Origin of the sequence: Leisingera sp. ANG-M1 (genome assembly GCF_000813745.1) — a bacterium.
In the GTDB taxonomy this organism is placed as follows: domain Bacteria; phylum Pseudomonadota; class Alphaproteobacteria; order Rhodobacterales; family Rhodobacteraceae; genus Leisingera.
Genome location: NZ_JWLC01000015.1, coordinates 114,807 through 130,491, shown reverse-complemented (window position 1 = coordinate 130,491; position 15,685 = coordinate 114,807). Strand labels below are relative to the sequence as shown.

Sequence of the window (15,685 nt, the reverse complement as noted above, 5' to 3'; positions counted from 1 at the left end):
TCCACGTCCTTTCGTTTGGTGTTTGAAGGCATCATAGGGATGCGGGGCAGGAAAGCGATTGCCGTTTTGCATAATTGAGGCGATTTCTTTGCGATGGTCATTCGTGAATTTGCGTGATAGTGATTAAATCATGCTTGATGACCTCGACCGGCGCATTCTGCGCCACCTGCAAAGTGATCCGGAGCAATCGATTCCGGATCTGGCTGAACGGCTGGGCATGACGGCCTCGCGCCTGTCGCGGCGGCTGGAGAAGCTGCGCGAGGGCGGCGTGATCCTGGGCCAGCGCGCGGTGATCGACTGGCGCGCCTTGGGGTATGAGGTCGAGGTCTCCTTGCGGGTGACGCTGGACAAGACCAACCCGCGCGCCTTTGACGAGTTCATCGAGGCTGCCCGCACCATTGCCGAAGTGATCGAGATCCAGACCTTTCTGGGGCAGGTCGATGTGCGGCTCTCAGTCATTGCGAGGGATATGCCGCATTACCAGCAGATCTACCGCGCCGCCATTCTGAACCTGCCGCATATCACTGACATCGAAGCGCTGATGCATGTGGCGCGGATCAAGTCGGACGAGGTGCTGCCGGTATGATTGGGGAAAGCTTTCGCGGCGATTGGAAGATGATATATCCAGAAGTCCCTCCGCTTGGCCATATGCTTCGCGCCTTTCGCTCGGAGTTGTGGACACGGTTTCACGCGCTTCCTGAGTCCAAGCGCTATGCCGAGACGCAAGCCGAAGGCCAGACCATCCTGGACCGAGCAAATGCAATCGCCGGGTTTCTGTTTGAACCGGGACAGGAAGTTTGGTTGGCGGATTGCGACATACACTATGTGGATGAGCTAAGGCGCGCCTCGAAAGCTCTGCCGGGAGTGTCCTCCCCATTGCGTTTTGAGTTCTCCAGTGACGAAAGCGAATACTTCGAAGAGCAAACACGAGTCGAAGTATTCGCTGCTAAAACAGTATGGGGGCCTGGCCGCTTTGATGAGCTCCTGAGCGAAATTGCAGAAGACAGGGAAAGGGCGGTTTGGTTCGACCCCGTTTCCGGGCGCGTATTTGCGCCCTACGACGGCGGCTTTGACATTGTTTTGGAAGACAGCCGTATGGTGCCTGAAGTCGAAACAGAGTTCAGGCAATGGATGTCGGCATCGGACAGTAAGTTATGAGCGCGCTGGATGATCTGGATTTTGCCATTCTTCGCGCCCTGTCCGAGGATGCGGCTCTGTCGGCAGGCGCTTTGGGGCGGCAGCTGGGGCTGAGCCAGCCCGCCACCTGGCGGCGGATAAAGCGGTTGCAGGAGGCGGGCATCATCGCGGGCCGCAGGCTGGATCTCGACAAGGAAAAGCTGGGCTTTGGCGTGACCGTCTTTCTGGGGGTGAAACTGGCCACCAAGGGGCGGGTCTCGCTGGAGGATTTCGAACGCGCGGTGTCGGCTATCCCCGAAGTACAGACGGTGGAGCATGTGCTGGGCATGTATGACTACCGCCTGCGGGTGACCGCACGGGACATTTCCGATTTCGAACGTGTGCTGCGCCGCCGGGTGATGACTCTGCCTGGGGTAGGGAACGTTGAGGCGAATGTGCTGCTGAGCGAGGAGCGCCGGCCGGGGCCATTGGGCTGACGCTTGTTTCCGATGCGAAACACCCTTGGCGCAAAATCACCTGCTTTCTGTCGCCCATGGGCTGTCTTTTATCCGTGCCTTCGCCAGTATCGCCCTTCGGAAGGCAGCTGCCGAATGTATGCCACGGTAGGCTTTGCCAAACCGCGCGGCACCGGCTAGCCGTTTGATGAGGAATTTAAGGGAGGCCAAGATGGCACTGCTCGAGACCGTCGACCCGCAGGGTCTGGATGAATTTTCGGTGGTTTTCACCGACCGCTCGCTGAACCACATGTCCAAGACCTTCCAGCAGGTGATGCTGGACATCAATGGGATGCTGAAAGAGGTCTACAATGCTGAGGCCGTGGCGTTGGTGCCCGGTGGCGGGACCTATGCGATGGAAGCCGTGGCGCGCCAGTTTGCGCGCGGCGCCAATGCGCTGGTGGTGCGCAACGGCTGGTTCTCCTACCGCTGGAGCCAGATTTTCGAGGCCGGCGGCTTCACGGCCTCCTCGACCGTGATGAAGGCGCGCCGCACCGGCAACGAAAGCGCCTCGCCGTTTGAGCCTGCGCCGATTGCCGACGTGGTTGCCGCGATCAAGGAGCAGAAGCCGGACATCGTCTTTGCCCCGCATGTGGAAACCGCGGCCGGCGTGTTCCTGCCGGACGATTATGTGACCGCGATGGCCGCAGCGGCACATGAAGTCGGCGCACTGATGGTGCTGGACTGCATTGCCTCGGGCTGCGCCTGGATCGACATGAAGGCCACCGGCGTCGACGTGCTGATCTCCGCCCCGCAGAAGGGCTGGAGCGCCTCGCCGTCCGCGGGCCTGGTTATGTTCTCGGAGCGTGCGCTGGCGCAGTTGGAAGAGACCACTTCCGACAGCTTTGCCATCAACCTGAAACAGTGGCGCACCATTATGAAGGCCTATGAGGACGGCGGCCATGCCTATCACGCCACCATGCCGACCGATGCGCTGAAGGCCTTCCGCGACACCATGCTGGAAACCAAGGAATACGGGTTCGATAAGCTGCGCGATGCGCAATGGGCGCTGGGCAACGGCGTGCGGGCGATGCTGAAAGAGAAAGGCATCACTTCGGTTGCGGCGGACGGTTTTGGCGCGCCGGGCGTGGTGGTCAGCTACACTTCTGATCCGGACGTGCAGAACGGCAAGAAGTTCCTGGCGCTGGGCACCCAGATTGCAGCGGGCGTGCCGCTGCAGTGCGACGAGCCTGCGGATTTCCGCACCTTCCGCCTGGGCCTCTTTGGCCTCGACAAGCTCTACGACGTGGATGCCACCATCGCGCGTCTGAAGGGCGTTGTGGATCAGGTGCTTTAACGCAAAAACCGGATTGGGCTGCGCAAGGGGATATTGCTTGTGCGGCCCAGCCCATGGCGCAGGGTGAGCCAGATCACCCCGAGGCTGACCGCCAGCCAGATACCTCCCCACAGCATTGTTGCACCGCCGAACTCTTCGGCCATCATCCGTGCGTCCGAGCGCAGGTGGGAGCGCGCAATGGTATCGTCCCAGATGTCGAGCGGCGCGTATATCATGCTGCTGATGCCGATCACCCGCAGGATCATGTCGTTGATGTTGAGGCTGAGGTAGCGTGATGCGGCCAGCATCAGGGCGCCCGCCGCGAGCGTGAAGCCAAGTGCGAAAAGGTCCCGGATGTAAAAGGCGGCGACTGCCAGGGTAAGGGCGCCGAACAAGGCTAGCACCTTTCGGTCCCAATCAGTGCGCAGGGCAATGACAAAGAGCGCGGCGCCAATCAGCAGTGACCCGGTGTAGCCTGCGGTGAGTCCCAGAAATCGGCTGCCGCCGCGGGACACCACCATGCCGCCTTCGCGCGGGTCGATGGTGAGGCTGACGACTTCGCCGCCAGTGAGCAGGGTGGCAGCTGCGTGGGACAGCTCGTGCAGGAACACGGTCAGAATGCGCAGCGGCAGGAGCGCCTGGGTTTGCCAGAGGGCGGCAATCGCCAGTGTCAGGCAGAGGAGCTGCCAGTGGCCTTTGACGAAGCGTCCGGCTGCCTGCATGTTATTTCACGCCCAGGCCCATTTGCATCAGCGTCTTGCGCACCGGGGCCAGCGAGTAAAGCGCGTTGAGGCCAAAGGCGCGCAGGTCGCGCAGGGGACGCGGGGCCAGCATGGAGGTGCGGTTTAGCAGGTCGATGCCCTTCACCCGCAGCATGATCTCGTTGTGGCGGGCCTTGTGATAGGCCGCCAGCATCTGCCTGTCGCCCAGGCCTTCGGGGTGGGCTTCGGCCAGTTCCAGCAGGCTGCGCAGATCACCCAATGACATGTTGAGGCCTTGGGCGCCGATCGGCGGCACCACATGGGCGGCTTCTGCCATCAGCGCCAGGCGTTCGCCATTCAGGCGCTGGGCAGACTGGCTGATGATCGGCCAGATGGTGCGGCGCGAGGCCAGTTTCAGATCGCCGAACAGCCCGCAGCTGCGCCGGGTCATGGCGGCCTCAAAGGCCTCAGGTGCAAGGTTCAGCAGCTCCTGTGCCTTAGGGCCGCGCTCCATCCAGACAATCGCCGAGGACGGCTGGCCCTGGTAGTCCGGCAGCGGCACGAGGGTGAAGGGGCCGCCGGAGCGGTGGATCTCGGTCGAGACGTTTTCATGCGGTACCGGATGGGTGACGGCAAAGGCCAGCGCCTTCTGGCCGTAACGGGTGGTCTTGACCGGGATCCCCGCAGCCTCGCGCATTGGCGAGTTGCGGCCGTCGCAGGCCACTACCAGTTTTGCCGTCACCTGGCTGCCGTCGCTGAGAGAGACGCGTGCCTCATCGGTGCGGGTGAACAGGGCCGCGGTGCCGGTGCCAAAGCGCAGGTCGACATTGGGCAGCTCTGCCAGCCGGGCAATCATCTCGCGCCGCAAAAGCCAGTTGGGCAGGTTCCAGCCAAAGGGCTGGTCCGAGATATCGGCGGCGTTGAAGTCCTTGACCACGCGCGGCTCGGGGCGGACGCCGCCGGCGTCGACAATGCGCATGATCTGCAAGGGGGCGGCGTGGTCCGCCAGCCGGGCCCAGATGCCGCAGCGCTCCAGCAGGGCCTGTGCAGGCTGCAGAAAGGCAGTCGTGCGCAGGTCGGAGCCTTCGGCGTCGCGCTCGGTCACCGGCGGGGCCGGGTCAGCGCAGATTACGCTGAAGCCTTGGGACGCAAAAGCGGCGGCTGCGGTCAGTCCCGCAATGCCGCCGCCGGAAATCAGGATGTCGCAGGTTTCGGCCATATCTCAGCCCTCCGTCTCTTGGCCCAGAGATAGGCCTGCGAGCGGGGGGAAGACAAGCCGATACCGGCAGATACGGCCTTTAGCCGCGGGTGATGGTGATCAGCAGGATGAACATCACCGGCACCAGGCAGAGCGCCGGGATGTAAAGGCCGGGAATGCCGAACAGCAGGATCGAACAACCCCAGGCGCTGACCAAGGTGGCCAGCGCGTAATAGAGGTTCTCCTCGGGGCCGTAGGCGACCTCTTTCATGACCCGGCCCAGGACGGGGATGGCAAAGAGGATGCGCTGCCAGATCGTCAGCTGTGCGGGGAGGGCATATGCGGCCATGTCGAGGCTCCAATTCGTCGGTTTCCGCGGCGCATATAGGGAGGAAAAGATGCAGCAAACAGGTGCATTTCGCCGCAGGTGCGAAGAAATGCCGGCATGCCTTTGTGCACAATCCGGAATGCGGCAACCGGCATCGGAATGCGGCCCGGGAAGGCGGATTGATCAGATCAGTTTTGCCAGGAAACCGGCCAGATCATCTGAGTGATGGTGGATGTGCTCCGCGGCCACAGGCTCAGGCGCCACATGCACTGTGCGCATGCCCATTTCATGGGGCGCGGCCAGGTTGCGGGGGTCGTCCTCGAACATCGCCGCCTGGCTTGGCACCACACCGGCCAGGGCAAACACCTTGTCAAAGGCGCGGCGCTCCGGCTTGGGGTGGTAGTCCGCGTTTTCGACACCAAAGACGCCGTCAAACAGGCCGGACAGCCCGCGGGCGGCCAGCACCCGCTCGGCATAAGGCGCGGAGCCGTTGGTGTAGACGATCTTCTTGCCCGGCAGGTTGCGGATAGCATCGGCCAGGGGCGCATCCTTTTCCAGGTGGTCCATCGAGATGTCGTGCACTGCGACCAGATAGGGATCGGGATCCAGATCATGCTCTCGCATCAGCCCTGCGAGAGTGGTGCCGTGCTCGCGCCAGTAATGGCCGCGCAGGCGGTCGGCTTCGGCCTTTTCCACCCCCAGGGCGTCCATCACGTAGGCCGTCATCTTGACCTCTATCTGGTCGAACAGCCGCGCCGACGGGTGGTACAGCGTGTTGTCGAGGTCGAACACCCATTGGGTGACATGGGAGAAGGATTGCTTGGGCATGTGCCCGCAGTAGGGCGCAGGCGGCGGATTCGCAATCAAAAGCGCATTTTGCCTGCGGGTTTTCAGCACGTTGGCGCCATCAGGGTTGAATGCCGCCGCGCGGGCTGTAGAGATGGTCTGATCCAGCAAGACAGGAAAGACCATGAGCCGCAGCAACCAGAAAGATGCCTATGCGCTGATCCTCGAGGCGATTGACGTCGGCGTGTACAAGCCCGGCGACAGGCTGGTGGAAAGCGATCTGGCGGAGCGCTTTGGCGTCTCGCGTACGCCGATCCGCGAGGCGCTGCAGCGGCTGGAGACGCAATCGCTATTGGAGCGGGACGGACGTTCCTTGATTGTGGCCTCGCTGGACCACAACCAGATGGCTGAACTCTATGTGGTGCGGCGCGAGCTGGAGGGGCTGGCGGCACGGCTGGCGGCGCGCCATGCCACCGAGGAAGAGATCAAGGTGCTGAAAGATATGGTTGAGGCGGATGACGCGCTCATCGATAATCCGACAGAACTGTCCAAGGCCAACCGCCGCTTTCACGAGCAGATCCATCTGGCCTCGCACAACCGCTACCTGGTGCAGCAGCTGGACCTGGTGCACCGGACCATGGCGCTGATGGCCACTACCTCGCTGGCGGCCGAGGGGCGCAGCGAAATCGCCCAGTCCGAGCATAAGGGCATTGTCGATGCGATCAGCCGCCGCGACGAGGATGCAGCGGGTGCAGCCCTGAAAGAGCATATCTCGGTGGCGTTCATGACCCGCCTGAAAGAGGACGCCAGCGGCCGGGGATAAGCCGCCGGCACTTGCGGCCTGTGCGGGTGCTCTTGGCGGCGGTTTTGACGCCATGCGCGGTCTTGTCCCAGAAAAACGGGCGGGCAAGCAGCTCATGCGCGGCCTTGGCAACCGCCAGCGCTCCCATCGGGAAATAAAGGATCATTGCAGGCGCCCAGGCGGCCAGCCAGGGACGGCCCATGGCAAAGGCCGCGGTGGCGCTTATCACCAGGCCCAGGCCTTCAAAAAACACCAGCGCCGCAGCCGCCAGGTTCAGCAGCTGCGGCGTCACCATTCCGGTGCTGGGATGCGGCAGCCCAAGGGCGACGAGCCAGAAGCTCCACAAGAGCGGGGCGAACAGAAACTGTCCGATCGTGCCTAGAAAGAAGGCCTGGTAGCCCAGAAAGCGCTTCCAGCCAAGATCCCCCAGCAGCCGCAGCGGCTGACGCATATGCACCAGATAGGTCACCATGAAGCCCTTGAGCCAGCGCGAACGCTGCTTGACCCAGGGCCAAGGGCGGCAATTGGCCTCCTCGAAGGTGGTGCTGGGCAGCATCGTGGTGCGGTAGCCCGCGCGGTAAAGGCGGACACCTAGATCGGCGTCTTCGGTCACGTTGTGGGCGTCCCAGCCGCCCAGTTCCTCCAGTACCTGGCGCCGGATGAACATCGTGGTGCCGCCTAGTGGCACCACCAGGCCCAGCCGGGCAATGCCCTGCAGCACGATGCGGAACCAGCTGCCGTATTCCAGGGTGAAACAGCGGGAAATCCAGTTGGTGCGCGGGTTGTAATAGTCGAGCACGCCTTGGAAACAGGCGGTCTTGGGTCCGGCGCGTGCAAAGGCTTGCGCAACCCTGTCCAGCTGGTCTTCCTGCGGCGCGTCCTCAGCGTCCCAGACCCCGATGATCTCGCCGCGGCAGAAGTTCAGCGCATAGTTCATTGCCCGTGGCTTGGTGGTCAGCCCGCCAAAGGCCGGCACTTCCACCACGCGGATCCAGGCTGGCAGTTTGGCGGCGGCCAATGCGGTACGGGTGACGCTGTCATGTTCTTCCAGCACAAGGATCACGTCGGTCAGCGCGCGCGGGTAGCTGAGTTTGCGGATGCGCGCCAGCAGCGCCCGGCTGATTTCGGCTTCCTTGTAAAGCGGCACCAGCACAGAGATGACGGGCCGTTTAAGCAGTGCGGGCGCGCATGGCGGCGGAGCGGGACGGCGCCTGGCGCGGACAGACCAATACGCCGCCAGGCCGCAGAGCTTCAGCATTGTGAAGAGCAGCACAGAAAGCAGCGCCAGCAGGCACAGGCCCGTGAAGATAGCAGCCGGAGCGCTCCACGTGAGCCAAAGCGCGGGCAGGGCGCAGGCCGTTAGCAAGGCCCGGGCCCTTGCCGGCTGCAGCGTGCGGCAGCTCAGCCGCGGGATAACGCTGCTGCTGGCCTGGCGGACCAGGGCCGGGCTGAAATGCGCGGTGAGCAAAGACGTGATCTGCTCTTCGCTGGCCAGCACCGGGGTGATGCCGGGAAACGTGCCCTCCAGTTCCTGCTGCAGCTCGCTGAAGCGGTCGGGGTGGGCGATGGCAACCGTGACTGTCTGGCCCAGCTGCATCCACGGCAGCGCGCAATGGCGGAGCCAGAACTGTGCTGGCTTACGCGCCAGCAGCCGGGGGGCTGCAACCTGGCCGGTCAAATCGGCCCGCGGCATCTGGTATTGCTGGGCAAGCGTGTCCTGCACTTGGTCTTCGCTGGCCAATCCCTCGGCCACCAGAATCCGTCCCAGCGCGGCTTTCTGGTGCTGACGCAGGACAAGCGCCTTCATCATGCCGCTGCCGTCCACTGGCGGTGGCGTCAGAGGTGAGCTGCCTCGGGGCGGCCTCCGCCTGAGGCCGTGCAGATTTTGAAACGCAGGAAGCATCGCCGTCCCGCCAGATTGAGCTATGAGGATCTCAGGCTGGCGGAGGCGGCTTAAGAATAGGTAAACGTCGCGTTAACCATGCCGCCGGGCGGCATGGTTAACAGCTTTTTTACGCAGATTTGCGCTCAGCCATCGCATCGGCGAAACGTTCGAACAGATAGAAGCTGTCCTGCGGGCCGGGGCTGGCTTCGGGGTGGTGCTGTACCGAGAACACCGGTTTGCCGGCAATGCGGATGCCGCAGTTGGAGCCGTCAAACAGCGACACATGCGACTCTTCGACACCTTCGGGCAGGGTCTGTGCGTCGACGGCAAAGCCGTGGTTCATCGAAGTGATCTCAACCTTGCCGGTGGAGTGCTCCTTGACCGGGTGGTTGGCGCCGTGGTGGCCGTGGTTCATTTTGACGGTGTTGGCGCCAAGCGCCAGCGCCAGCATTTGATGGCCCAGGCAGATGCCAAAGACCGGCAGATCTGCCTTCAGCACTTCCTGGATCATCGGCACCGCGTATTCACCGGTGGCGGCCGGGTCGCCGGGGCCGTTGGACAGGAACACGCCATCGGGGTTATGGGCCAGCACTTCCTCTGCGGTGGCGGTGGCGGGCAGCACGGTGACGTCGCAGCCGGCCGAAGCCAGGCAGCGCAGGATGTTGCGCTTGGCGCCATAGTCGACGGCGACAACCTTGTGCTTGGGTGCCTCCTGGCGGGAATAGCCATCCGGCCAGGCCCAGCGCATCTCGTCCCAGCGGTAGCTTTGGGCGCAGGTCACGTCCTTCGCGAGATCCAGGCCAACCAGACCCTGCCACTCACGCGCCTTGGCAACCAGTGCCTCAACGTCGAAGTTGCCTTCAGGGTCATGGGCCAGCGCAACATGCGGCGCGCCTTGCTGGCGGATCGCACGGGTCAGTCGGCGGGTGTCGATGCCGCCGATGGCGATACGGCCGGTGCGGGTGAGCCAGTCTTTCAGCTCTTCGGTGGCGCGCCAGTTGGAGGCAAGGGTTGGATCCCATTTCACCACCATGCCGGCGGCGACGGGGTCGCCGGTCTCGTCATCCTCAGGGGTGACGCCGGTGTTGCCGATATGGGGGAAGGTGAAGGTGACGATTTGGCCGGCATAGGAGGGGTCGGTCATGATCTCCTGATAGCCGGTCATCGCGGTATTGAAGCAGAGCTCGGCCACGGTGTCGCCGGTGGCGCCGAAACCGGTGCCGTAAAAGACGGTGCCATCGGCGAGCGCCAGGCAGGCTGTGGGCTTGGTCGGGGCGGAAGCGGCCATTGCGCGAGTCTCCATGCGGGATAAATTCATGGGCTTGTAAGGGGCTCGCCCATGCGGGTCAAGCCTGCAAGGGTGCGGCGGAGCGCTGCCGGGCCGGGTTCCGGAAAATTACAGTAAACTTGCGCTAGGGCCCCGGATTGGATAACCATCGGTGTCCGGCAACCACGAGGATGCTTTTGCACATGGATACGCGCACCCGGGTCAACCAGGCCCTGAAGCAAGCGATGAAAGACAAGGCGGCCGATCGGCTGGCCACATTGCGGCTGATCAATGCCGCCATCAAGGACCGCGAGATTGCAGCCCGCGCCGATGGCGAGGAAAGCAGCATCGGGGACGGTGAAATCCTCGCCATTCTTGGCAAGATGACCAAGCAGCGCAACGAAAGCGCCCGCGCCTATGAGGAAGGCGGGCGGCTGGATCTGGCGGAGCGGGAACTGGGCGAGATCGCCGTCATCGAGGAATTCCTGCCGCAGCAGCTGAGCAGTGAAGAGGTGGCCGAGGCGATCAAGGCAGCGGTGGCGGAAACCGGCGCCGAATCGATTCGCGACATGGGCAAGGTGATGGGCGCGCTGAAGGCGAAATACACCGGCCAGATGGATTTCGGCAAAGCCGGGCCGATGGTAAAGGATCAGCTCTGCAACAAAGGCGATTGCTGATCTGCCGCTGCCGCGGCTGATACCGCGCTGAAGGACGATGCCTGCGGCGCGGGTATTTGTGACCAGAAAGAAGCTTGGAGGTCCGCACTGCGGGCCTTTTTCTTTGCCGTTCAGCGGGCGAAAGCGGTTTTGAGGTCGCCGTAGAGCGCCACCCGTTCATCCTCGGACAGGAAGGCGCCGATTTCCACTTCGCGGCCGCCGCCCTGCAGGGTGACGTAATGGGGGACTGGACCGTCCTGGTCGTGCATCTCGACGCGGGTCCAGTAACGGTTGCAGCGCCAGCTTTGGCGGTGGCCGTCGGGATTGATCCGCTCCAGCCTGGCGTCTTCGGGCCCGATGGTCAGGACCTCCAGGATCTGGTGGTCGCGGCGGCTTCGGTCCAGTGCCCATTTCATGCCGAACAGGGCGAGCAGCAGGAAGGGCAGCAGCCCCCAGAGCAGGAACGAACCCAGCAGCGGCACTAGCGGCACGCAGATCAAAGCCGCGGTCAGTCCGAGGAAACGCGCATAGCCTTTGGCCGGCAGCGATTGATGCGGCCAGAGGTGCAGTTCGCGCTCGGCGCCATTGTGCGGACGGATCCAGTTGTAGGGCATGGCGTGGGGCCTGTTGCGGTCAAGAGTATACATTAAAAGATGTGCCGGAACGGCAGAATTTCCACTGCGGGGGATTATCGCAGGAGCATGAAAAAGGCCCCGGAGCATCTGCGCCGGGGCCTTTTCTTGTTCAGGAACTCAGCCGCTTAGTGCGAGTGCGAGCGATCCCACTCTTCCTGCTTGGGCAGGATTTCGAAGGTGTGCTCGGGCGGCGGAGAGGGCAGGGTCCACTCCAGGGTGTCTGCGTATTCGTTCCAGTAGTTGTTCTGGGTGACGCGGGCGCCGCGCAGCAGCGAATAGATCACTACGCCGAAGAACAGCAGGAACGAGGCAAAGGAGATGAACGCGCCGTAGGAGGAGATCTTGTTCCAGTAGGCGAAGCCTTCCGGATAGTCGATGTAACGGCGCGGCATGCCCTGGCGGCCCAGGAAGTGCTGCGGGAAGAAGGTGAGGTTGGCGCCGATGAAGAACAGCCAGAAGTGGATCTGTGCGCCCAGCTCGTTGTACTGGCGGCCGGTCATCTTGCCGAAGTAGAAGTAGATGCCTGCGAAGATCGCGAAGACGGCGCCCAGCGACATCACGTAGTGGAAGTGGGCAACCACATAGTAAGTGTCGTGATAGGCACGGTCCACGGAGGCCTGCGACAGAACCACGCCGGTCACACCGCCGACGGTGAACAGGAACAGGAAGCCGAAGGCAAACATCATCGGAGCTTTGAACTCGATGGAGCCGCCCCACATGGTGGCGATCCAGGAGAACACCTTAACCCCGGTCGGAACCGCGATCACCATGGTGGCCAGCATGAAGTAGGCCTGCTGGTTCAGCGACATGCCGACAGTGTACATGTGGTGCGCCCACACGACGAAGCCCAGAACACCAATCGCGATGATCGCCCAGACCATCGGCAGGTAGCCGAAGACCGGCTTGCGCGCGAAAGTCGCGATGACGTGCGAGATGATGCCGAAGCCGGGAAGGATCACGATGTAGACTTCCGGGTGGCCGAAGAACCACAGGATGTGCTGGTACAGGATCGGGTCGCCGCCGCCGGCTGCATCAAAGAAAGTGAAGCCGAAGTTGCGGTCCATCAGCAGCATGGTGATGGCGCCGGCCAGAACCGGCAGGGACAGCAGGATCAGCCAGGAGGTGACGAAGATCGACCAGGAGAACAGCGGCACCTTGAACAGGGTCATGCCCGGGGCGCGCATGTTCAGGAAGGTGGTGATCATGTTGATCGCACCCAGGATCGACGACGCGCCCGAGACGTGCACGGCAAAGATTGCCAGGTCCATCGAGTAGCCGCCTTCGTTCACAGACAGCGGCGGGTACAGAACCCAGCCAACGCCGGAGCCCAGCTGGTCATTGCCGCCCGGGGAGACAACCGAGAGAACTGCCAGCGAGGTGCCTGCGACATACATCCAGAACGACAGGTTGTTCATCCGCGGGAACGCCATGTCCGGCGCACCGATCTGCAGCGGCATGAAGTAGTTGCCGAAACCGCCGAACAGCGCCGGAATCACCACGAAGAACATCATCAGGATGCCGTGGGCGGTGATCATCACGTTCCACAGGTGGCCGTTCGGAGTACATTCCGCAGCGGCGTCTGCGAACAGGCGCGCGCCTTCCAGGCACATGTACTGAACGCCCGGATCCATCAGCTCCAGCCGCATATAGACGGTGAAGATGACGGAGATGAGACCTGCAATCGCCGAAACGATCAGGTAAAGAATGCCGATATCCTTATGGTTCGTGCTCATGAACCAGCGGGTGAAAAAGCTCCGCTCGTCCTCGTGGCCGTGACCATGAATGGCTGCGTCTGCCATTTAGGTGCCTCCTGCTGCATAACGAAAGGCCCCCGGAGACGGACTCCGGGCGGCCTGGATTCCTTCGGAGTATTAGAGTGGCCCGCCGGGGCCTTCAATGGCGGAGTTTGATCTGAATCAAGATTTATTGCCGCAGGGGCTTGAATGCCATCCGCCGGCGCCGGCCGAGGGCGCTTGACCTGGCTAAATGGCAGGCGCAAAACCGGGAAAACACCTTGAGAGGAGGCCAGAAGCATGCCCGCTTACGATCCAGACAATATCTTTGCCAAACTGTTGCGTGGCGAGATTCCCTCAACCCGGGTCTATGAAGATGATGACACCCTGGCCTTCATGGACATCATGCCGCGCGCCGACGGGCATCTGCTGGTGATTCCCAAGACCCCCTGCCGCAATCTGCTGGATGCCACCCCGGCGCAGCTGGCTGTGGTGATGCAGACCGTGCAGAGGCTGTCGCAGGCTGCAATCAAAGCGTTTGGCGCCGATGGCGTCACTGTGCAGCAGTTCAACGAGGCTGCAGGCGGCCAGGAGGTGTTCCATTTGCATTTCCACGTGCTGCCGCGACGCGAGGGGGACCGGCTGCGCCCGCCCGGCCAAATGGGGGACCAGGAGCTGATTCAGGAGCAGGCCGCACAGATCCGCGCCGCACTGGGCGACGGCTGACCTGCCGGGGCTGCGCCGGGGCTGATCTGGCGCCGTCTGGCCCGAAGACATGGTGCCGCCTGGAAAGGCGGCGCATTTTTACTGTAAAATTGCGCCTTTGAATTAGATGTTGAATTTTAGTTGAATTTGAGAATAGCTGGTTCTCAAATTGGTTGTAGTTCGGAGAGGGCGTGCGCGCCCAAGCGTATGGGAGCCCAAGAAGTGGGCTGGTCCGGGATGGAACAGCAGCTCTGACGGGGGCTGAACCAGCCGGGTTTTTTCAGTTGACGGGCTGATTGCCTGAAACGGGCGGGCTTAAGGGCCCGCTCCTGTACCTATGCTTGCAAGGCGTGCGGTCTTCCTGATGTCGGAAGCAATATTGGGGGGGCAGGAGTGACGCTCTTGTGCCGTGCGCAGGCCTTGTCGCAAGACCAGGTCGTTGCTGCAATATACGAGACGATGATCCGGGCGGAGCAGTTCGACCGGTTTTCCGCCGGGGAGGAGCCGGGGCAAGGGTTCGCGGAAGCGCCGGACAGCCGCTGGCCGATGGGGCAGGTCAGGGCTGCGCCGGTGCTGAAGGCGCATTTTGCCCGGGCGGCGGAGATTCATGAGCAGGAGTGGCAGCGGGCGGGGCGCCCGCATCCCTGCGGTTATTCCGGAGATTGCCCGCGGTTCTGGCTGCTGGCCGCAGCTGTGCCAGAGGAAGGCCTGCTGAATGCGTCGCAGCGGGCCGCGCGGCAGCTGAGCGCGGGCGCAGACCTGGCTGCAGGTATGGGGCTGACGGCTGCCGCAGCCGGGCGCTGGCGCAATTTCCTGGAGCAGGTGCGCCAGGGCCTTGTTTCTCGGCAGGATGTCTTGGTGCTGGACACATGCTGGCCGGGCGAAAAAATCCTCTGCCGTCCGGTTTGGACGGGCCGGGCAGAGGGGGCGGCAGCGGCGGTGATGGCGGAACGGCTGGAGGTGGAGTGGAGCTGCGCCGCCGCCAGGCCGCTGGCTGCGGCCCTGGGGCTGCAAACTGCGGATATGGAACCGCTGAAGGCCATCCTGACCGGAACCGGCCGCGGTGCGGCGGCTGCGCTGGGGCCGATTGCGGCCAGGGCTGGTGCGCCAGGTGCAGCAGAGCTGATCCGGCTTGCAGCCTTTTTGATGGAGGAACGGACCAGGGACTTGAAGATTGCGCAAGGCGCGATGCTGCCGCCTTCGGAGGAGTTTCAGGACAGCAGCGGCCAGCGGATCCAGTTCTTCCGGCTCGGGGCCGACACTGGCCAGCCGGTGATCTATCTGCATGGCCTGTTGGACGGGATCGCACCGCTGCAGCGCTTGCAGCCGCAGCTCAGGACTTTGGGGTTCCGGATATATGCGCCGATGCGGGCGGGGTATGGCGGCACTTCACCGCTGCGGCGCGGCCAGGATCCGGCGGATGCCTTTGTGCAGCAGCTGGACGCGCTGATCACCCGGGAAAATCTGCTGCGGCCGGTGCTGCTCAGCCATCGCGGCGGTGCGCTTTATGGCTGTCTGGCTGCGAACCGGCTGCACAGCCGGGTGGCAGGGCTGGTGGCGGTGGCGTCGAACTGCGCGATCACTTCGACCAGGCAGTTTTCCAGCCTCAGCGGCTATGCTTGGCTGGTTGCTTTTTGCGCTTCCCATGCCAGGTGGATGCTGCCCGCACTGATGAAAGGCTGGTCGGCAGCGCTGCGGTGGTACGGTCACGAGAAACTGCTTAAAATCCAGTCAGCACGCGGCGGCAGAGAGCGGGAAATGCTGCAGGGGCTGGATCTGCTGCCGCTTTTGAAGCACAGCCAGAGCGTGTTTCTGCAGCAGGGCGGGGCCGGCTTTGTCGCGGATGTGCAGATGCTGCGCCAGGGTTTTCAGAAGATCGCTTTGGCCCGGGAAACGCGGGCGGTGTTCGTGCATGGCGGAGAAGACCATGTGGCGCCGCTGGCGGTGGTGCGCGAGGCACTGAACGGCATCCGCAACGCCCAGCTTTGCGTCAGCCAGGAGGCCGGCGCGCTGTTGTTTTACACTTTCCCGGAACTGGTGCTGACGGCGCTGCAGGATTGCGCAGCCGCTTCGCAGCGCTGA

The 15,685-nt window shown here is 63.1% G+C and carries 16 protein-coding genes; 8 read left to right on the top strand and 8 right to left on the bottom strand.

Annotated features, from left to right (window positions below; all coding sequences use genetic code 11):
• Positions 1 to 130 precede the first annotated feature (130 nt).
• The 4 genes from RA19_RS14060 (at position 131) to RA19_RS14045 (ending at position 2,928) form a co-directional block, all read left to right on the top strand.
• Entirely contained in the window at positions 131 to 586 is a 456-nt protein-coding gene (locus RA19_RS14060; RefSeq protein WP_039163620.1) for an Lrp/AsnC family transcriptional regulator, read from the top strand.
• The gene (locus RA19_RS14055) at positions 583 to 1,158 is read left to right on the top strand and encodes a DUF3885 domain-containing protein (protein WP_039163618.1); all 576 of its coding nucleotides are present in this window, start codon (positions 583 to 585) and stop codon (positions 1,156 to 1,158) included. Before RA19_RS14060 ends, RA19_RS14055 begins: the two co-directional genes overlap by 4 nt.
• Entirely contained in the window at positions 1,155 to 1,613 is a 459-nt protein-coding gene (locus RA19_RS14050; RefSeq protein ID WP_039163616.1) for an Lrp/AsnC family transcriptional regulator, read from the top strand. The genes RA19_RS14055 and RA19_RS14050 overlap by 4 nt, the downstream gene beginning before the upstream one ends.
• 190 nt (positions 1,614 to 1,803) lie before the next feature.
• On the top strand, positions 1,804 to 2,928 hold the full coding sequence (locus tag RA19_RS14045) for an aminotransferase class V-fold PLP-dependent enzyme (protein ID WP_039163614.1): 1,125 nt from the start codon (positions 1,804 to 1,806) through the stop codon (positions 2,926 to 2,928).
• Here RA19_RS14045 and RA19_RS14040 read toward each other — a convergent pair.
• The 4 genes from RA19_RS14040 to RA19_RS14025 all read right to left on the bottom strand — a co-directional run bounded on the left by RA19_RS14040 (position 2,925) and on the right by RA19_RS14025 (position 5,962).
• Positions 2,925 to 3,629: a M50 family metallopeptidase gene (locus RA19_RS14040; RefSeq protein ID WP_039163612.1), complete on the bottom strand. Its 705-nt coding sequence runs from the start codon at positions 3,627 to 3,629 to the stop codon at positions 2,925 to 2,927. The genes RA19_RS14045 and RA19_RS14040 overlap by 4 nt on opposite strands.
• A 1-nt stretch (position 3,630) precedes the next feature.
• Positions 3,631 to 4,827: a UbiH/UbiF family hydroxylase gene (locus RA19_RS14035; protein WP_039163611.1), complete on the bottom strand. Its 1,197-nt coding sequence runs from the start codon at positions 4,825 to 4,827 to the stop codon at positions 3,631 to 3,633.
• 79 nt (positions 4,828 to 4,906) lie between these two features.
• A complete protein-coding gene (locus RA19_RS14030; RefSeq protein ID WP_039163610.1) occupies positions 4,907 to 5,155 on the bottom strand; it encodes a hypothetical protein in 249 nt (82 codons plus the stop codon).
• 162 nt (positions 5,156 to 5,317) lie between these two features.
• Positions 5,318 to 5,962 (bottom strand): pyrimidine 5'-nucleotidase, encoded by a 645-nt coding sequence (locus RA19_RS14025; protein ID WP_039131962.1) that lies wholly within the window; start codon positions 5,960 to 5,962, stop codon positions 5,318 to 5,320.
• A 142-nt stretch (positions 5,963 to 6,104) separates the two neighbouring features.
• On the opposite strand from RA19_RS14025, the gene RA19_RS14020 reads away from it, so the two are divergent.
• On the top strand, positions 6,105 to 6,743 hold the full coding sequence (locus RA19_RS14020) for a GntR family transcriptional regulator (protein WP_039163609.1): 639 nt from the start codon (positions 6,105 to 6,107) through the stop codon (positions 6,741 to 6,743).
• Here RA19_RS14020 and RA19_RS14015 read toward each other — a convergent pair.
• Positions 6,703 to 8,529, bottom strand: a complete 1,827-nt coding sequence (locus tag RA19_RS14015) for a glycosyltransferase (RefSeq protein ID WP_152615777.1) — start codon at positions 8,527 to 8,529, stop codon at positions 6,703 to 6,705. The genes RA19_RS14020 and RA19_RS14015 overlap by 41 nt on opposite strands.
• 205 nt (positions 8,530 to 8,734) lie before the next feature.
• The gene (gene carA, locus RA19_RS14010) at positions 8,735 to 9,895 is read right to left on the bottom strand and encodes a glutamine-hydrolyzing carbamoyl-phosphate synthase small subunit (RefSeq protein WP_039163607.1); all 1,161 of its coding nucleotides are present in this window, start codon (positions 9,893 to 9,895) and stop codon (positions 8,735 to 8,737) included.
• Positions 9,896 to 10,077: 182 nt separating this feature from the next.
• Here carA and RA19_RS14005 point away from each other — a divergent pair, with 182 nt between their 5' ends.
• Positions 10,078 to 10,551: a GatB/YqeY domain-containing protein gene (locus RA19_RS14005; RefSeq protein ID WP_039163756.1), complete on the top strand. Its 474-nt coding sequence runs from the start codon at positions 10,078 to 10,080 to the stop codon at positions 10,549 to 10,551.
• 110 nt (positions 10,552 to 10,661) lie between these two features.
• Here the strand turns inward: RA19_RS14005 and RA19_RS14000 are convergent, their stop codons facing one another.
• Both RA19_RS14000 and ctaD read right to left on the bottom strand, forming a co-directional pair.
• A complete protein-coding gene (locus RA19_RS14000; protein ID WP_039163754.1) occupies positions 10,662 to 11,144 on the bottom strand; it encodes a DUF2244 domain-containing protein in 483 nt (160 codons plus the stop codon).
• 146 nt (positions 11,145 to 11,290) lie between these two features.
• Positions 11,291 to 12,964: a cytochrome c oxidase subunit I gene (ctaD, locus tag RA19_RS13995; protein WP_039163606.1), complete on the bottom strand. Its 1,674-nt coding sequence runs from the start codon at positions 12,962 to 12,964 to the stop codon at positions 11,291 to 11,293.
• A gap of 234 nt (positions 12,965 to 13,198) precedes the next feature.
• Here ctaD and RA19_RS13990 point away from each other — a divergent pair, with 234 nt between their 5' ends.
• Together RA19_RS13990 and RA19_RS13985 are read left to right on the top strand one after the other, a co-directional pair.
• Positions 13,199 to 13,624, top strand: a complete 426-nt coding sequence (locus RA19_RS13990) for an HIT family protein (protein ID WP_039163604.1) — start codon at positions 13,199 to 13,201, stop codon at positions 13,622 to 13,624.
• Positions 13,625 to 13,996: 372 nt separating this feature from the next.
• Positions 13,997 to 15,685: an alpha/beta fold hydrolase gene (locus RA19_RS13985; protein ID WP_039163602.1), complete on the top strand. Its 1,689-nt coding sequence runs from the start codon at positions 13,997 to 13,999 to the stop codon at positions 15,683 to 15,685.